The organism is Burkholderia sp. E168m22 (assembly GCF_001319805.1).
Lineage (GTDB): Bacteria > Pseudomonadota > Gammaproteobacteria > Burkholderiales > Burkholderiaceae > Burkholderia > Burkholderia orbicola.
The window spans coordinates 16883-35747 of record NZ_BBSK01000010.1 but is presented as its reverse complement, the minus strand read 5'-3'; the positions used below and the strand labels follow the sequence as shown (position 1 = coordinate 35747).

The window sequence follows — 18865 nt, the reverse complement described above, 5'->3', positions numbered from 1 at the left end:
GAAACCTCAAGAATTGTTTTCGGCGGCCGCTTGAAACCGGCGCCAACGCATGTCGATCAACCATCCGAACCATGCCAGGACGCCATACCACGCAAGCAACGACAGCCATTGCTGCAGTTCGGGGCGGCCCTTTGCCCACGTGGCCAGAATTATGCCTGCGAGCATGATGAGGTACCAATAAAGGGCAGTCCGGCCGTGACTGACGCCCGACCGGACCATCCTTTGATAATAATGCTCGCGGTGCGCCTGCCAGAACTTTTCTCCGCGTAACAGACGTCTCAAAAGTGTTACAGATGCGTCTGCAATAAAGGGCGCGAATACCATGGCGGGGAACCAGATCGGCCAGACATCGGTACGCCAGCCCCAATAGCCCAGTGCGCCGGCCAGGAAGCCGAGCGGAATCGAGCCGGCGTCGCCGAGAAACAGTCTCGCCGGATGGAAATTGAGCAGAAGAAAGCCGAGCGCCGCGCCGGCCACTGCCGCGCCCGCCACGGCGAGATCGGGCGACGTATGCGGGCCGCCGAGCGCCGCGACCGCGTATCCGCCGAAGCCAAACAGTGCCATGCCGCCCGCGAGACCGTCGGCGCCGTCCATGAAGTTGTACAGGTTCGTCAGCCAGACCATCGCGAAACCCACGCCGGCGAGCAGCCACCACGGTGCGTCGGCCGGGAAGACGACGATCAGCGCGACGACTGCCGCGAGGTGCGCGGAGAATCGCACGCGGGCCGGCAGCCCGCGCCGGTCGTCGATCTGCGACATCGCGGCGAGTCCCGCGGCGGCGATCGCGATCAGCCAAAGCCGCGGCGCCAGCATCAGCAGCGCAACGACACAGACGGGCACGATGCCCCATCCGCCGACGCGCGGTGTCGGCAGCGTATGGAGCGAACGGTCGTTCGGAATGTCGGTGGCCAGGCGCCAGGCCCACCCGGTGGCGAGCAGTACGCGGAGAATCGTCGTCGAGGCGAATGCGGCGGCCAGGGCCACCGCGGCCGTGGTGAGCCAGGTGGGATTCGCGAGAAGCATGTGGCTTTTATTTTCGTGTATCGCGCGAACGATACCATGCGGCGGTCGCTTCGAGGCCCTGGCGGGTCGTATAGGGCGGCTGCCAGTCGAGCACGCGCCTGATCCGACCGGTATCGAGTTGCAGACTGCCCGTCAGGCGGTCGATAGCCGCACTGCGACCGATCAGCTTTCCGAGCACACGCAACAGCGCCGGCGGCACCGCGATCAGCCTCGCCGGCTTGCCGAGCGCGTCGCCGACGAGGCGCAGCAGGCCCGCGACCGTCGGGGCGTCGTCGTCGGCGACATGGAAGCATTCGCCGGCCGCTCGCGGGTCGATTGCGCAACGCAGCAGCGCGTCGGCGAGATTGTCGACGTAGACGATGCTGCGGCGCGCCGAAACCGCGCCGAGCGGCAACGGCATCCCGCGCGCGACCGCGTCCATCATTCGCAGGAAGTTGGCACGGACGGCAGGGCCATAGACGAGCGGCGGACGAACGACGACGACATCGAGCCCCGCCGACGCGCCGCACTGCGCGAGCTGCCGTTCCGCCCGCAACTTCGAACGGCCGTATGCATCCTGCGGGTCGGGTTCGAACGCTTCCGACAGCGGTATTCCGCCGTCGCCCTCTCCGACCGCCTTGATGCTGCTCGCGAACACGATGCGGCGCACGCCGTGATGGCGCGCGGCGTCGGCGAGACGCAGCGTGCCGGCGACGTTGGTGGCATCGAACGCAGCGTCGGGATCGGGGGACTCGTCGCGCATCACGTGCACGCGCGCGGCGAGATGGATCACGCAATCGGCGGTCAGGTCGGTTGGCCACGCTTCATCCAGACCCGCGAAATCGGCGGCGTCGTGCACCCATTCGAGCACGCCGTCGATGCAGCCGCCCGGACGCCGTACCAACGCGGTAACCGTATGTCCGGCATCCAGCGCACGACGACAGACCGCGCGGCCGACGAAGCCGTTCGCGCCGGTGACGACGAGGTGACTCACCAGAGCCTCCAGCCAAAGCGGTTGTAGAACTTGAAGGCCGACGCGGCGAACATGCGGATGTGCGCGAAGCCCTTGCGCGACGCCCCCCCACCGTGATGGATGACGCGCACCGAGGGAACATACGCGACGCGGGCAATCTCGTGCGTGCGCAGGCTCAGGTCGTAGTCCTCGAAGTACAGGAAATAGCGTGGATCGAAGCCGCCGAGTTTCTTCAGGACTTCGGTGCGGAACAGCATGAAGCAGCCGCTGACGATGGGGGGGTCCCAAACGACGTCGCGGTCGTTGATGACGTCGCGCATTTCGTAGCGGGCGAGGCGCTTCGCAAAAGCTGCCCGAAACCGCGCCGGCAGGAAGCCGCGCACGAGCAGATCGAGCACCGCCGGGTAACGGCGGCAGAGATACTGCTGCCCGCCTGTGTCATCGCCGATCCATGGCGTGAGCGCGCCGACGTCGGGACGCGAACCGAGAAACGCACGGGCGGCAACGAGCGCGTCTGCGTCGAGATCGATGTCAGGATTCAAGATCAGGTGAAACGGGCGTGTCGACGATTCGATCGCGAGATTGTGCCCCCGTCCGTAGCCAACGTTGCCGTGGCCCGACAGAATCCGGGTGGTAATACCTTTCGTATCGAGATCATCAATCAATGCAGACACGTCTCCCAGCCCACCGTTATCGACCAGAAACAGATCGACCGGGCATTCGAGCGAAGCCGTACGCAGGCGGTCACGCGCCGCGACCAGACTGGCCAGCGTCTGCTCAAGTTGAACGGTATCGGGGTGATAAACGACGATGGAGATTGACAAACCATCGACATCGCTGGGGGGCACGCTTATTACATTCATCCGTGGTTCGACTGCGCGCCTGCATGACGAAGCGCTGGTTGGACAACTGCCGATGCATGAAATCACGCACTCATACGGTTACTGAATCGTACAAGCCCGCTTTTCGTTTGAAATGCGGGGTCGACCCGATATTTTAACGCCTGCGTGCCCGGCAGCAATCATTAAATCAGTCCCCATTTTAAGCGCCGCTTCGACTACGACAAGCCGGCACCTCGACCGCATACTATGCCCTCTCCGTACACTAAGCTAGGCAGTTTTGACCCAGCCGGAACGATTCGGCCTTCGACGAGTCAATGCTGCTCGCAGGTAACACATGGTAACGGCTTGCCCTGAAATTACCGTACTCAAGTCGTACCTGCATTCCGTGTCTGCTTAGAATGTACCCACGGCTCAACATGCCAGCCATTGGATACCGTGCAACTGTGCCTGGAATGCCCGCGCGGAGCTCATCAGAGCCGCCTGAGCACAGCCTTGCCGACATCGAACCACGGCACCAGTTACGGAAGCGACAACGCAACGCCCCCCTCAATAGATAGGTCCGTTTCACTCTATGCTCAACTCCTCGTCCGTGACTCCGACCTTGATCGTGGTCTTGGGCATGCACCGTAGCGGAACAAGCGTTCTCACGCGCGCGATGGAAACGCTCGGCGCCAATCTCGGCTCGAGACTCATGCCTGCGGCAGCGGGAAACAACGACAAGGGATTTTTCGAAGATATCGACGTCAACCAGATCAACATCGATGTCATGCACGCCGCCGGCTTCGACTGGGACACCATGGCACCGATCGACTCGAACGCGATCGATATGCACCGACTCGACGAGCTCCGTGTCAAAGCCGCGGCCATGATTCGCGCAAAATGCGGTGGCAAGACTTTTGCGCTCAAGGATCCGCGCATTGCCCGCCTGTCTTGGTTCTGGCAACCCGTCCTCGCTGGCTTGCAAATCCGCGTCGTATACGTCATTGCCATTCGCAATCCAATCAGCGTTGCACGCTCGCTCCTGGAGCGCGACCAATTTGCCGAAGAAAAATCGCACATCCTTTGGCTCGCTCACACTCTTTCCGCACTCGAGATGAGCTTCGGCAGCACGCGGACACTCATGAGCTATGATGCGCTGCTGGATGCACCCCAAGCGGAATTGACGAGAATCTCATCCGAACTGGGATTGCAGCTAATCGAGTCCGAGGCTGCAACATTCGCCCGTGAATTCATCGACGGCGACCTCAGGCACACCAGATTTGCTGCGGAAGACCTCAATCTGCTTCACTCCGCGCCTCGCCAGGTCAAGGCGCTTTTCGCCGCACTCGATGAATCGGTACGATGCAGACTTCCGGCCGACAACACGTTGCTGTCCTCTGCCGCCAGAGACGCGCGCACTTATCTTGACGACATCTCGCCACTTTTAAGATATGAATGGCAGCTCGACCGGCAGTTCCACCAGGCACAAGCGTCCGAGAAAGCAAGCGACGCTGCACTTCACGATCACCAGCGCGCAACCGACACATTGCATGCAACAATTGCTTCGCTTAACGAAACAATTCACGCATTGGAGCAGCAGCAGCAAGCATGGTCCCAAGCACTGCAAAGCGCCCACAGCGAGCGTGACGATGCGTTTAACAGACAGGAAGAACTCGCGGCGCAACTGCGCTTGACCCATGCGGCGCTCGCCGACACGGAATCGAAAATGACGACCGCCAGCGCAGAACTCGATGATTTACGTAGATCACAGATCGAAATCTTGACGTCGAAAAGCTGGCGGATAACATCACCACTGCGTGCGGTCAAACGCTTGCTGAAGAGAGCCTGACCGGGCAAAGATACAACTCGCCTGACTCGTCAGGCCTCGCATTCCTTTCTAGTGAATGCGGGCCGCCATATCTCCGCCCATGCCCGTTGCGCCGATAGTGCAACATTGCACGCATCCCCTGACCGGAAAGCCCCGCGAAACAAGCAGCCATCACGCATGGCACTACGCCGCCATATCCTCGCTCAGATCCTTCTGCTCGACCCACGGCTTGCGCACGCGCGGCGGGAAATTGGGACGAAAATCGCCACCGCTTATGGTCAGATTCGGGTTATAGAACGGATCGTTCCTGATGACATCCGCCCAGATTCTGCGAAAATTGTCGCATTCCTCAAGGAACTGCCGACGGCGATCTTCGTTTGTCGGCAGTCCGAGGCTCGCCGATTCGTGATGGAAAAGCAATGCACGCGGCGTCCATACATTCGCGTAACCCGCCTGTCCCAGACGCATGCCAAGATCCACGTCATTGAACGCCACCGCGAAATTGACCTCGTCAAAACCCGAGACTTCGAGAAAGACTTCGCGACGCATCACCACGCACGCGGCCGTTACTGCCGAGTACCGTTGAGTGCACGCTGCACGACCGAAATAGCCGAACGTTTCGCCTGGCTCTCCGACATGCGGATGCCCCGCAAGGCCGCCGATACCCACGACCACGCCACTGTGTTGGATCGTCCCGTTCGGATAAAGCAGCTTGGCACCAACGGAGCCGACTTCGGGGCGCAACGCGTGCCCGACCATTTCCCGCAACCAGTTCGGTTCGATCACTTCAATGTCGTTGTTCACGAAGGCGACCAACGGCGCATCCGTCTGGGTCACGGCCCAATTATTCAGCGCGGCAAAACTGTACGGCTTGTCGTAGTCGAGCAAACGCACCTTCGGCGATTGCTGCACCTGCGCGAAATACTCCATCGTGCTCGCTTCGACGCTGCGATTGTTCACGATGACGATTTCATAGTTCTCGTAGGTCGTTTTTTCGAGAATCGAGTCGACGGCAACACGCAGCAGTTCTACCTTGTCCTTCGTCGGAATGATGATCGCGACCTTCGGCTCAGGTGCAGGAACCGGCCACGTAACCTGGTAGTAGCCGAGATGCGGCTGACGTTTCACCGTCGCACTCCGGCCGGTTCGCTCAAGATGCTCGCGAATCGCACGCTCCGCGGCCTCATACGGATACAGCTTCTCGGTCGTGGCAAGCGCGACAGAACCACTGATTGCCCGCCAGTGGTAAAGAATGAACGGAATATGCCTGATGCGCTCCGGCGTCGTTTGCTCGCTGAAGCGAAGTGTCACGTCGTAATCCTGGCTACCGTTGAACGCACTCCGGAAACCGCCGATCTCCCGCAGTATCGACGTGCGGTATACCGCCAGATGCACCACCGCGTTCTGCGACAGCATCAGATCGTAGTTCCAGTCCGACTTGAACCACGGCTCGTAGCGCTTGCCCTGCTCGTCGATCTTGTCTTCATCCGAGTAGAGCATGTCGAGATCGGGCTGCTTGTTCAGTTCCACCACGACCATATACAAGGCATGCGCGGCTAGCTCGTCATCATGATCGAGCAGCGCGCTGAACTCGCCTGTCGCAAGCGACAACGCCGAATTGGTGGCTTCGGCAATATGTCCGTTCGTCTCGCGCCGCATATATCGGATTCTTGAATCCTGCGCTGCATATCGTTCGCAAATCCGCTGCACGTGCGGTTGCGGCGACGCATCGTCGACGAGGCACAGCTCCCAGTGATCGTAGAGTTGCTCGCGGACCGACTCGATACATCGGATCAGGAACGGTTCGGGCGTGTTGTAGAGCGGAACCAGTACGGAAATGAGCGGACGATACGCCAGGCGCTGGATATGAGCAGCGATCCCGGATACGTCATCCTGCGACAACGTATCGTAGCGTGTCACCCAATCACCATACTCGTTGCCTGACTGGCCCGCCAAGGTATCGATCGTGCGATCCCTGAGGGCATGCCGCAGCGCGCCAACGACGCCACGCGCCTTGACTAGCCGCATGGCTTGCACGGCATACGGGAAAACCAACGCGGGCTTATCGCGCAGCACACGGATCACCGGCTTCATGCGACGCCACGCCAGCGAAAGCCTTGACATGGGTTGAATCGAGAACCGCTTGATCCTGAAACGTCCGGGGCAACTCATCGGATCCAGGCGAATCGCCTGTACATTCGCCGGGAATACGACCATCGCACCCTGAGACGACAACGACGCTGCGGGCAGCGCCTGCGCAAGCTCCTGTGAAAAACCGGCTCCGGCATTGAAATAGAACGTCGGCGCAAGAATCCCGCTCTCGAGTTCGACCTCAAGCGTGACAAGGTTCCACCCTGCCGAGATTCGAGCATTACCGAAATCAAGCAGAAAATAAGGATCCGCCCCGGTGGCAACCCACCACGGCCCGTCAGGCGTCAAATCATTCGCGGGGTTGAGCGTCGGCTCGATCATATGAGTCATTTTTGAGTTGACGAGTTGCGGGACAGACTATCGCCGCCGGGAATTTGCACAAACAGGTCGCTTACCGTCTGATCGAATCGCAGCGTTGAACAATCGACTGCGACACGCTCAAGCGCGTTCGCCCGTACGGCGTTCCACAACACCTCGTCGCTATACAAGCGCACACATGCGTCGGCATATGCATCGGCATCATCCTCGGCTAGCAGGTGCACACCGGACTCCCACCCGAGTTGTTCGGCAATCAATCGGGTGGTCACCATTGGAACACCATACGATGCGGCACTATGCGCCTTTAGCGGGATGCCTGCGGCGATTCGAGTCGGGGCAATGACGACTCGTGCAGCGTCGTACCATGGCTCGAGTTCATCGACTCGGCCGACTAGGTGTACCGATCGATCCTTCAATGCGAAAACACTGGCTGCCCGGTTGTAGCCGACGACGTGGAGCTTAAGATCGGCACCAAGTTTCTCGAGAATCCTCGGCCAGATTTGCGTGACGAACCAGCGCAGCGAATCGGCATTGGGCGATTTGTCGTCGTGAATCCCACCGACGAACAGGAAATCGGAACGTTGCGCGAACGCACGCGGCGTCGGCGTCGGCTCGACCGCATGGCCGAGCACGTAGACGGGTCCCACGCCATGCGATTCGAATTGACGCTTCTCGGCTTCGGACACGGAAATGATCGCCTTGGCCGGACGGGTCAACGCAATTTCGTCTGCAATCATCTTGCGTGCTTCGTCTGACGACACGGTCTCGCCGGACAACTTTCGCTCCAGCAGTACTCGCGACGAGAACAACGATTCTGCGTCGTAAATGATAGCCGTGTCGCTCACCCACGGTGACTTGCCGCCGTTGGTTGCCCCGAGAAACGCTTCCATATTGTGCGGACGGCAAACCACGATTGCGTCGTAGTAGCCTGCCCGCTCCTTAAGAAATCGCGGAAGCTCGCGCGCGGAATGGTCACGCATTACCTCCACTGAAGCCGGAACCGTGCGCCGGATGGCTGGCCAGCTCTCGTCGTGGCGGAACATCGGGAAAAGCGTGATGTCTGCTCCCGCCTTTTCCAGCGCGCACAGAAGTTCCAGCGCGCGCGGGTACCCCGATCCCAGGCTTTCATGCGGGACACGGTCCTCGATAAAGAGAAGTTTCTTCCGGTTGCTGCGAGCTGCACGTGCCCACAGAATCTTGTCCGGTGCCGCCTCCTGCTGCTCCCGGAGCCAGCCCGCGTGCCGCTCGCGGAATATCGCGTGGTTTCGTTGTTGCAGTTGTAAAGCCTGGGCACTGGTCGATGCACTGCCGAATTCGTAATGCATGATCACGACGTCTGGATCGAACACCACGCGGTGCCCTGACTCCCACAATCGCAGGCAATAGTCTGTTTCCTCGTAGTAGGCAGGCGCATAGCGTTCGTCGAACGCATTCAGGCTTTCGAACAATTGGCGCGGGGTCAACAGGAACGCCCCGGAGCAATAGTCGACATCGCGGCGGAACATGTATTCCGCACCATCAGGTGCGGCACCTCGGCCATAGCCCGTGCATGCACCGTTTTGCCAGACTACGGATCCAGCCTCCTGAAGTAATCCGTCGGGCAGGATGATGCGTCCTCCGACAGCACCGATATCGCCTTCCGCCTCGCAAAGCGCAATCGCTGCCTCCAGCGAGCCCGCCATTAGAAGTGCATCGTTGTTGAGGAACAGCAAATACTTGCCGCGCGCCTCCTTCGCCGCCTGGTTCGTGCCTTTCAGGAAGTGCAAGTTCTCCTTGCTGCGGATGATTGTTGCACCTTCGATACGGTCGAGCAGTCGGGACGTTGCATCGGTCGATGCATTGTCAAGGATGATAACTTCCGCCTTGATCGCGCTATCGCTCAGCACTTCGGCAATCGATGCCAAACATGCATAGCTCAACTCGACGCTGTTATAGAAGATCAGCAAAATGCTGACGTCGGGCTCGGCATGCCGTTTGAATCGCAGCATTCCGCTCGAGGTCAGGAACGCGTCGAAACGAACCTTGAATCCGGCGCGCATCGCCGCTTTCGCATCGGTTCCCAGAGCGGCGTTGGAAGACCCCGGGGCCGTCGTCAACGATCCACCGGGACCGGACGCACCGGCGGCTGAAAGCGCCAGCGGCTTCACCGCTCCCGAGCCGCGAAGCCGCGTAATCACGGCACGCATCGGTGCCGTCACTCGCCAGGATGTGGAGTTCCGAAACGATTGAACGATCTGATCGCGTTCGCGAAGCTCGCTCTCCATCAATCTGTGCAGCTGTTCTTCATACTCGCTGCGTTGCTGGGAAAGTTTCACTTCCAGCCGCTCGACTTCGGAAGAGAGACGCGCGCACTCTGCCTTGCTTGCCGCGTGGATCGATTGCTCTTCCCGTGCCCGCGCCAGATCTGCCTCAAGCACAACGATGCGTTGACGGAGGGCCTCTTGAGCGGCAACTGCATCCTCGGCGCCTGATTCAAGCGTCTGTCGAACCGCCCGCTCCTGTGCCAGCTCCGACGCAAGTGCGCCGATACGCTCATCGAATCCGGCCTTGGCAGACTGCGCTTCATGCGAGAGCCGCACGATCTCGCCACTCAGGTTATTGGCATGCCTGTCGAGATCAACTGCCTGAACATGACGGCGAAATGCCTCGCCGCGCGCCGCGAACATTGCCCGAATCGTCGATGCAGCTGCCGGATCGTCACCGAGCGCCATCAGTTTGGCAATTAACGGTGCACTCTCGGCCCCAATACAAAGCACGCCAAGCCCCTCGGAGTTGTCGAACTCGAACGACGGGTACTTGGCCGACAGTTCCTGCCAAAGCTGCCAGACTCCGAACCCTCGCTCGCGCACGTTGATATCGTGAAACAGGACAACTGCTTGATCCGAGAGAGCGTCGAACCATGTATCGAAATCGTGCTTAACCGCCTCGTAGGTATGCAAGCCGTCGATATGGAGCAGATCGATCTCTCCTTGCGGACGAGTCGGAAAGTATGCCCTCGCCTCGTCGAACGTCATTCTGAGGAGCTTCGAGAACCCCGCGTAGTGAAGGTCGTTGAACTTGGATATGCTCTCGAATACATCCTCGTCGTACTGGCCGGCATGCTCGTCTCCCTGCCACGTATCGACGGCAAAGCAGCGCGTCGATAACCCGTACTGAGATACTGCCTGACAGAACGCCGAATAGGAATTGCCGCTGTGAGTGCCCAACTCCACCAGCACCCGTGGCTGTACCGCTTTCACGAGCCAGAATGCGGTTGCGATGTGCCCCGCCCATGCACCCGGAGAAACAAGCCGGCGGGGCTCCCAGAACAGCTCCCCGTCGATGCCCAAGGCCTCGATAATTTCGGGAAGCAAATATTGACCAGTTGTATTTTCCACTTGATTCCTTCGTAGTCGGATGACTGTGCCGCCCCCGCCAGCAATCGATCCTGTGTTCAGGCGAATCCGACGCAAACCGCTACAACGCATTTCTTATCCAGCTCCGTCAGGCCGCGCTAAGCAGCTCTCACGACGCAGCACGCGCGCTTATATCGGCTTGACGTCACGTCCGTAGTTGTCCTCAAAGCGCACGATGTCATCCTCGCTCAAATAGGCGCCCGATTGAACCTCGATCAGTTCAAGCGGGATCTTGCCCGGGTTCTCCAGCCGATGCTTCGCACCGAGCGGAATATAGGTCGACTGATTTTCCGTCAACAGCAACTCGCGCCCGTCGTTCATCACTCGCGCCGTGCCGCGTACGACAATCCAGTGCTCGGCGCGATGATGATGCATCTGCAGACTAAGGGACGATCCGGGGTTCACGATGATTCGTTTCACCTGGAATCGCTCGCCGTGATCGATGCTTTCGTAAGTACCCCATGGACGCACAACCTTGCGATGCGTCACGGATTCGTGCCGGCCCGACGCATTCAAGCGCTCGACAATCGTCTTCACGCGCTCGGTCTGGCTCCGATGAGCAACGAGTACCGCGTCCGCCGTTTCAACGACGATCGTGTCCTTCAGCCCGATGGCGGCAACCATCCGATGGTCCGCCCGGATATAGCTGCCCGTCACGTCTTCTGCCATCACATCGCCCGACAATGCATTGCCGTCGGTGTCTTTCTCGGTGATGTCGGCGAGCGCAGACCACGAGCCGATATCGCTCCAGCCCATGCCCGATGCAACAACCATCGCCGCGCGGCTCGTCTTTTCCATCACGGCATAATCGATGGAGATATCGGGACACGGGGCAAACGCTTGCGCGTCCAAACGTATGAAGTCCTCATCCCGCCGGGCCTGCGCAACCGCTTGCTCGATATTTTCCAGTACCGTCGGGGTATAGCGGGCCAAATCTTCCAGATAGGCCGACGCCTTGAGCATGAACATGCCGCTGTTCCAGTAATACCCGCCTTGGTCCAGGAAGCGCCCCGCCGTTTCGGCATCGGGCTTCTCCGTGAATCCGTCGACGCGGTACGCTCGACCGATTTCGTCCAACGCAGCGCCACTGCGGATATAACCGTAGCCGGTATGAGGGCTCGTCGGCTCGATTCCGAAAGTCACGAGATACCCTTCTCGCGCGATATCGGCTGCCGACGATGCGAGCTCCGAAAACACGGCAGTGTCAAGAATGACGTGGTCCGACGGCAAGACCATCAGCAATGCATCCGGCGAGCGCTCGATAGCGATCAGCGCGGCGGCCGCAACCGCCGGCGCCGTATTGCGCTTCATCGGCTCCAGAACGATAGCCTGCGGTTTGACACCGATGCCCTGCAACTGGTCGGCGACCAGAAAGCGCTGATCCTGGTTTGCGACGACAATCGGCTCGGCCACGTCCGCCATGCCGGCCAGTCGGCGTACCGTTTGCTGGACGAGTGTGTGCTTCCCCGTCAGCCGCAAGTACTGCTTCGGATATCCGCCGCGCGACATGGGCCACAAGCGGGTGCCGCTCCCTCCGCACAAAACGACAGGATAGATGTTCACGTCAACTCCATTCTCTCCGGTGCTTCCTCAATGATCTGTTCGACAGTTCACTTCGTGCACCACTGCCATCAGTTTTCGCAAGACACCTAAGCAAGCGGTGCCACTCTGGGGGGCCACGCGAGACTGAAATCCTCACGATCGAGGGTAAGGTTCGGGCTGTAACACGGATCGTCCAGCAACATCTGGCCCCAACGCCCCATCATGTACGCGGTTTCACGCTGGAATCGCAGTTGGTTGGATGGATCGGTTTCCGGGCCGCGTGTCGCTGACTCGTGGTGATACAGCTCGGCAAATGGCGTCCATACGTTCCGGTAGCCCGCCTCGCGGACGCGCAAGCAGAAATCGACATCGTTGTAGGCCACGGCCAGATTTTTTTCGTCCAGCCCCTCGACTTCCCGGTAGATAGACGTGCGCACCAGCATGCATGCAGCCGTCACCGCAGAGAATGCGCTGACGAGACCGGCACGCCCGAAGTACCCACGCGTCGTCCGCGGAACGTGCTTATGCGCATTGCCAGCGACGCCCACGATTCCCAACACAAGACCTGCATGCTGCACGGTGTCGTTCGGATACAGCAATTTTGCACCGACTGCCCCCACTCCGGGCTGCAGCGCCAGGCCGACCATGTCGGACAACCAGTCAGGAGAAATGACTTCGACGTCGTTGTTGAGCAAACAAACAAACTCGCCGTTGGCAGCCGCTACCGCAGCGTTGTTCAGCGCCGAGTAATTGAACGGTCGATCGTCCCTCAAGACCCGAATTCTAGGATCCTGAACGAGAGACTCCAAATAAAGCAGTGCTTCCGCGTCATCCGAGCCGTTGTCAACGATCAGGATCTCGTAATTTTCGTAAATCGTACGCGCGAGAATGCTACCGATGCATTGACGCATCAGGTGCACTGCATTCCGGGTCGGAATAATCAGCGTAATGAGCGGCAGCTGGGCCGGCAGTGCATGCCGAACGCGATAGCCATATCCGATGTATTCGGCATGCGCTGCAGCCTTCAGCCGACCGAAATGCTCATTGATGGACTTTTCGCCAACCAGCGCCGCATAGGGCTTGGCTTCAACGCCGCTTGACGTGCTGGTCGAATGAATACGCCAGTGATACAGCACACGAGGAATATGACAAATGGCGCTCGCGTCGACGCGCTCGATGCAACGCAGTGCGAGATCGTAGTCCTGCGACCCTTCATAGCCGATGCGAAACCCGCCGACCTCGTCCAGCAGTGCTTTCTCGTAGACCCCGAGGTGGCTGAACATATTGTGCGAATGAAACAGCTCGGGGTTCCACTGGCATTTGAAATACGGATCCCTACGTTTGCCGGCCTCGTCGATCTTGTCCTCATCCGAATAAATCAGACGAATTGACGGATTTCGCTCGATCGTATCCGCCACGCAGTACAGCGCATGCTCCGGCAAAAGATCGTCGTGATCCAGCAAGGCAACCCACTCCCCGGTTACCAGACCGAGCGCGCTGTTCGATGCAGCGGAAATATGGCCGTTCGTTTCGCGGAATACCACCTTGATCCGCGAGTCCAATGCGGCATAACGCTCGAGTAGCGGACGAATCGCCGGGTTCGGCGAGCGATCGTCGGCGATGCACAGTTCCCAATGAGGATAGAGCTGGCTCCGCACCGATTCAATCGCTTCCGCCAGCCATTCGGGACGCGGATTGTAGACCGGCATCACGACCGAAATCAGCGGTGCTTTTGCAAGCTCGCTGATGCGACGCGCGATTGCCTCGCGCATTGCGTCGTCGATCCGATCGTGTCGACTTATCCAGTTCGCGTAATCCTCAGGATCGATCGCCCCAGGTGCTCCGGCCATCATCCACGTCAGCTTGCGTCTGACGCCGCCCCAACCTTCACGCCGATAGACGGCATAGCCCTGCCGCAACAGGGCGCCAAGATTCCTGCCACCGGTGATCCGGCCTACGAGCGAACTGATTTTTGACAATGTCATCTGGATAACGGCGAGACTCAGGCTACTGCCGCCTCGTACTGCGACACGACCTCATCGGCCGGGCCGAATGCGCGAATCCGGCCCCGCTCCATCCACAGCGCCTTGTTGCAGACCTTGCGGATTTCGCTGTTGGAATGCATGGCTAGGACGACAATCTCGGCACGACTATGCAGATCCGCCAAGCGCGCCTCCGCCTTGTGCATGAACGATGCGTCGCCCACGCCCATCACTTCGTCGAGCAACAGGATTTCCGCATCGACTGCGGTGGACACGGCGAATGCAAGGCGAACCCGCATGCCGCTGGAATAGGTACGAATCGGCAAATCAAGATAGTCTCCGAGTTCACAGAACTCAGCGATATCCTGTTGTTTCTTGCGGATTTCGGCGTCGGACATCCCGAGTAGCAGACCCCTCAGACGAATATTCTGCATACCGGTGGAATTTTCATCCATGCCGAGGCTGATATCCAGCAACGGTACGGCCTTGCCGCTGCGCGACACGGTGCCGGCTGTCGGCGGGTAAATGCCCGCCATCACACGCAACAGCGTCGACTTTCCCGCGCCGTTGTGCCCGATCAGTCCAATGCGATCGCCACGCTCGAAGCGAACGTTGACGTCGTCAAGCGCGCGCACGACGATTACGCCATCACTGCCCTCGGCAATGCGATTGCGTCGTCCCATGCGCATGACCTGCTTCTTCAGCGAGCGTCCCTGCACGTCATAGATCGGCAAATCGAGCGTCACGTTCTTCAAATCGATATAGGCCACGACGTGCTCCTCAAACCCAGTACGGGATACGTTTCACATAACGACCGGTCAGCCACAACGCGACAATCCAGCCTGCCACGGCCATACCGGCCGTGACCCCCCATGTCAGCGCACTCGGCGCCTGCCCGATCAGCGGACCACGTACGACATCGATCAGATAGGCAAGCGGATTCCACTCGACGATGAAGGTATAGCGGTTCAATGCGTTGGGACGAAAGATAATCGGCGTCACGTAGAACGCCACCTGCAGCAATGCCGAAATGATCTGGGGAAGATCGCGAAAGCGTGCAGACAGCAAACCAACCGTCATCGCAATCCAGAGAATGTTCAGGATGTACAGCAGCAGGCCGGGGATAAACAATGGCAGAGTTTCCCAGCTCTTCACACCGAACACCGCGAGGAGCACGACGATGATCACGGCGTTGTGAGTCATCACAATCAGGTTTCGCCACACCACCTGCAGCATGTAGATCAGCTTTGGGGTTGCCATTTGCCTGATGTATGACGCGCTGTTGATATAGGCAACGCTACCGTCCTGAATCGTCTGCGAAAGCAGCCCCCACATCACAAGACTCGCTGCCAGGAACGGCAGATACGCGTGCATGTCTTGGCCGAAAAGCGTACCGTAGACGACGCCCAACGACCCGATCATGACGCCCATGCTGATCGTCAGCCAGAACGGGCCGACCCGCGAGCGCGCATAGCGCTGCCGGATTTCCAGCCAGCCTAGCAGCGTCCATAACCGCCAGGACACGATGCTTTGTTTAAGGTCTGCAATTGCGACAGTGAGCATGCGATTCTTCAACAATAAGTAGTTAGACGACAAATCCTGGAACCTGCCGTAATCGATGGATTACAGCTCCCCCGAGCGCCCGGTCAGTCCATGCCAGATGCCGAGCAATGAGAGCCGCAGGTGCGCCACGCGAGGCTGCATGAACAACGCGTAGATCGCAAGCCGGACCGGCATCTTGACCAGTTCGGTCGACTTCCAGCTCCAGGGTACGTAGGAACGCCGGATCAGCGCGATCGCGTTGCGGAACAGATAGTAGTGCCGAACCGCGCTGTGCCCCGGGTAACTCCGCCCGAACACCTTCACCGGCTCGCCGCCCAGTTCATGCTTCAACCGCAACGCCGGCGCGCCGAGCACCGAATACCCCTTCGAGCGCGCGCGGACACACCATTCGAGGTCGACGAAGTCGATGAACAGCGAATCGTCCATCGGGCCGATGTCGCGCCATACAGCCAGATTCACGCACGATCCCGACGTAATCAGAAAGTCGACCTCGACCGGTTGCACACCGTCCGGCTGAACCCGGCGCAGCTTCACGTACCCGAAGCGGACGAACGGCGCGACGCCGCCCAATCGCGCATCCTCGTACGCGGGGCCGACGAGCGCCACGCGACGATTACGCATGCGCTCGGCCGCCATTGTCCGAGGCAGTTCGACCAGCAATTCGTCTGACGGCTCGCTATCCTGATCGAACAGCAATACCGACGTACAGTTCGCCGCGGCCAGCCGTTCGATGCCCTGGTTGAGCGCCGTCGCGATGCCAAGATTGGCGCCGTTCGCGACATAGTCGATACGCGCGTCGAGCCCGAGCGCTTCCGGCGCACTGATGCTCTCCGTGTTATCCACCACCACGCATGGCCATACTTTGGCGAGCCGGTTCGCACGGACTACGCAACCGCTATCCGGCCGGTAGAACACAATCACGACACCGGTCTGCTCCTGAACCCCGGAATTCTGATTCAAGTTACTCACTCAGGCACAGCTTCAGCGCATCGGCCCAGTCCGGCAACCGCAACCCGAATGCTTCGGTCAGCTTGTCGTGCGACAGCCGCGAATTGGACGGGCGCTTGGCGGGAACCGGGTAGTCGCTCGCCGGAATCGGCAACACCTTCGGCGCATGCTCGCCCATCGCCTGGGCGAAGATTGCCTCGGCAAACCCGTGCCACGACGTGGCGCCCGCGGACGTGAAGTGATAGACGCCGGAACGCCGCGCCCACCAGTCCGCGTCATCGGCCGCCAATGCCTGCGCGACGATGTGCGCGGTGGCGGTGGCGATCGTCTTCGACCATGTCGGGGCGCCAACCTGATCCGCGACGACACGCAACTCAGGACGCTCGCTCCCGAGCTTCAGCATCGTCAGCAGGAAGTTCTTGCCGCGGCGGCCGTACACCCAGCTCGTCCGCAGGATCAAGTGTGCGCAACCTGTCGCCGCGATGGCCTGCTCGCCCTCCAGCTTGGTCAGCCCATAGACGTTCTGCGGGTTGGTCGCGTCCGTTTCGACATAGGCACCCTCTTTGGTGCCGTCGAACACATAGTCGGTTGAGTAATGAACCAGCGCTGCACCGAGGCGCGCCGCCTCCTCTGCGAAAGCACGCGGGACTTCGACATTCAGCCGGCGCGCGGCGTCGACGTCCGCCTCGGCCTTGTCGACGGCCGTGTACGCGGCCGGGTTCACGATGATCGACGGCTTCAGCTCGCGCACGACGCTGCGCACCCGATCGAGGTCGGACAGGTCGAGCATCGAGCGGTCGCATGCGACCACGCGGCCGAGTCCTTGCAGCGAGCGCAGCAGTTCGAACCCGACCTGACCATTCACACCCGTCACGAGAATCGTCGGCTCAGGAGTCACACCCACCTCACGCATAAACTTCGGCTTCGCTCAAACGCTTGCCGGCCGCATCCTTCGCCGCCAGCAGCGGCTCGAAATCGATCGGCCACTCGATCCCGATCTCCGGGTCGTTCCACACGATGCTGCGCTCGTGTTCGGGGAACCAGTAGTCGGTCGTCTTGTAAAGGAACTGCGCGGCCTCCGACAGCACGACGAACCCGTGCGCGAAACCGGGCGGCACCCACAGTTGCCGATGGTTGTCGTTCGACAGCACCACACCCACCCACTTGCCGAAGTTGGGCGAATCCTTGCGAATGTCGACGGCGACGTCGAACACTTCGCCCTCGACCACGCGAACGAGCTTGCCCTGCGCGTGCTGGATCTGATAGTGCAGGCCGCGCAGCACGCCCTTCGACGAGCGCGAATGGTTGTCCTGCACGAATTCGACGCCGGGTGCGACCTGCTCGGCGAATTCCTTCCCGTTGAAGCTTTCGTAGAAGAACCCGCGCGCGTCGCCGAACACCTTCGGCTCGATGATCTTGACTTCGGGCAGCGCCGTTGCCGTTACTTGGATGGCCATGCGACTTGATCCGTAAGAATGTTCTTCAGGTACTGACCGTATGCGTTCTTCGCGAGCGGCTGGGCGAGCTTCAGCACTTGTTCCGCGTCGATCCAGTTGCGGCGATACGCGATCTCTTCCGGACAGGCAACCACGAGACCTTGCCGCTTCTGCAGCGTCGCGATGAAACTGGCCGCCTCGATCAGCGAATCGTGCGTGCCGGTATCGAGCCAAGCGTAGCCACGCCCCATGATCTCGACGTTCAGCGCGCCGCTGTCGAGATAACGCGAATTGACGTCGGTGATTTCGAGCTCGCCGCGCGGCGACGGCTTGATGTCGGCCGCGATGTCGCACACCTGGTTGTCGTAGAAGTACAGGCCCGTCACCGCGTAGTTCGAACGCGGCTTCGCGGGCTTCTCCTCGATCGACAACGCGCGGAACGACTTGTCGAATTCGACGACGCCGTAACGTTCCGGGTCGTGCACGTGATACGCGAACACCGTCGCGCCCGTTTCCTGCGCATGCGCGCGCTCGAGCTGCTTCGCGAGGTCGTGACCGTAGAAGATGTTGTCGCCGAGGATCAGCGCCGACGGATCGTTGCCGACGAACTCCTTGCCGATGATGAACGCCTGCGCGAGACCGTCGGGCGACGGCTGCACCGCGTACTGGATGTTCATCCCCCACTGGCTGCCGTCGCCGAGCATCGACTCGAAGCGCGGCGTGTCCTGCGGCGTCGAGATGATCAACACGTCGCGAATGCCCGCGATCATCAACGTCGACAGCGGGTAGTAGATCATCGGCTTGTCGTACACCGGCAGAAGCTGCTTCGAGACGACGTGCGTGATCGGATACAGCCGGGTGCCGGAACCGCCGGCGAGAATGATGCCTTTACGTGCCATCGCTTCT

The 18865-nt window shown here is 60.2% G+C and carries 14 protein-coding genes; 1 reads left to right on the top strand and 13 read right to left on the bottom strand.

Translation table 11 applies throughout. The features are described from left to right. Window positions 1-6: 6 nt before the first annotated feature. From AP428_RS01705 to AP428_RS01695, 3 genes are read right to left on the bottom strand one after another with little or no spacing between them, the layout of a single operon-like run. Complete coding sequence (locus AP428_RS01705; RefSeq protein WP_054927458.1) at window positions 7-1023, bottom strand: glycosyltransferase family 4 protein; 1017 nt, start codon at window positions 1021-1023, stop codon at window positions 7-9. A gap of 7 nt (window positions 1024-1030) precedes the next feature. Continuing rightward, window positions 1031-1996 (bottom strand): SDR family oxidoreductase, encoded by a 966-nt coding sequence (locus AP428_RS01700; RefSeq protein WP_054927457.1) that lies wholly within the window; start codon window positions 1994-1996, stop codon window positions 1031-1033. After that, window positions 1993-2838 carry a glycosyltransferase family 2 protein gene (locus tag AP428_RS01695; RefSeq protein WP_054927456.1) on the bottom strand — a complete coding sequence of 282 codons (846 nt, stop codon included), beginning with the start codon at window positions 2836-2838 and terminating at the stop codon, window positions 1993-1995. Before AP428_RS01695 ends, AP428_RS01700 begins: the two co-directional genes overlap by 4 nt. A 550-nt stretch (window positions 2839-3388) precedes the next feature. On the opposite strand from AP428_RS01695, the gene AP428_RS01690 reads away from it, so the two are divergent. Next, window positions 3389-4645, top strand: a complete 1257-nt coding sequence (locus AP428_RS01690) for a sulfotransferase family protein (RefSeq protein ID WP_054927455.1) — start codon at window positions 3389-3391, stop codon at window positions 4643-4645. A 162-nt stretch (window positions 4646-4807) separates the two neighbouring features. Here the strand turns inward: AP428_RS01690 and AP428_RS01685 are convergent, their stop codons facing one another. The 10 genes from AP428_RS01685 to rfbA all read right to left on the bottom strand — a co-directional run bounded on the left by AP428_RS01685 (window position 4808) and on the right by rfbA (window position 18858). Then, entirely contained in the window at window positions 4808-7105 is a 2298-nt protein-coding gene (locus AP428_RS01685; RefSeq protein WP_082409272.1) for a glycosyltransferase family 2 protein, read from the bottom strand. Next, window positions 7102-10470, bottom strand: a complete 3369-nt coding sequence (locus AP428_RS01680; protein WP_197285581.1) for a class I SAM-dependent methyltransferase — start codon at window positions 10468-10470, stop codon at window positions 7102-7104. Before AP428_RS01680 ends, AP428_RS01685 begins: the two co-directional genes overlap by 4 nt. Before the next feature lie 147 nt (window positions 10471-10617). Continuing rightward, window positions 10618-12051 carry a mannose-1-phosphate guanylyltransferase/mannose-6-phosphate isomerase gene (locus AP428_RS01675; protein ID WP_054927452.1) on the bottom strand — a complete coding sequence of 478 codons (1434 nt, stop codon included), beginning with the start codon at window positions 12049-12051 and terminating at the stop codon, window positions 10618-10620. 86 nt (window positions 12052-12137) lie between these two features. Beyond that, on the bottom strand, window positions 12138-14015 hold the full coding sequence (locus tag AP428_RS01670; RefSeq protein ID WP_054927451.1) for a glycosyltransferase family 2 protein: 1878 nt from the start codon (window positions 14013-14015) through the stop codon (window positions 12138-12140). Window positions 14016-14032: 17 nt separating this feature from the next. Further along, window positions 14033-14782: an ABC transporter ATP-binding protein gene (locus AP428_RS01665; protein WP_012328033.1), complete on the bottom strand. Its 750-nt coding sequence runs from the start codon at window positions 14780-14782 to the stop codon at window positions 14033-14035. Window positions 14783-14792: 10 nt separating this feature from the next. Then, window positions 14793-15575 carry an ABC transporter permease gene (locus AP428_RS01660; RefSeq protein WP_054927450.1) on the bottom strand — a complete coding sequence of 261 codons (783 nt, stop codon included), beginning with the start codon at window positions 15573-15575 and terminating at the stop codon, window positions 14793-14795. 60 nt (window positions 15576-15635) lie between these two features. Continuing rightward, the gene (locus AP428_RS01655) at window positions 15636-16535 is read right to left on the bottom strand and encodes a glycosyltransferase family 2 protein (RefSeq protein WP_233631921.1); all 900 of its coding nucleotides are present in this window, start codon (window positions 16533-16535) and stop codon (window positions 15636-15638) included. Window position 16536: 1 nt separating this feature from the next. Next, window positions 16537-17436, bottom strand: coding sequence for a dTDP-4-dehydrorhamnose reductase (gene rfbD, locus AP428_RS01650; RefSeq protein WP_054927448.1), 900 nt, complete (start codon window positions 17434-17436; stop codon window positions 16537-16539). Further along, the gene (gene rfbC, locus AP428_RS01645; RefSeq protein WP_011544743.1) at window positions 17429-17980 is read right to left on the bottom strand and encodes a dTDP-4-dehydrorhamnose 3,5-epimerase; all 552 of its coding nucleotides are present in this window, start codon (window positions 17978-17980) and stop codon (window positions 17429-17431) included. The genes rfbD and rfbC overlap by 8 nt, the downstream gene beginning before the upstream one ends. After that, window positions 17965-18858: a glucose-1-phosphate thymidylyltransferase RfbA gene (gene rfbA / locus AP428_RS01640; protein WP_011694186.1), complete on the bottom strand. Its 894-nt coding sequence runs from the start codon at window positions 18856-18858 to the stop codon at window positions 17965-17967. Before rfbA ends, rfbC begins: the two co-directional genes overlap by 16 nt. Between the last annotated feature and the right edge of the window lie 7 nt (window positions 18859-18865).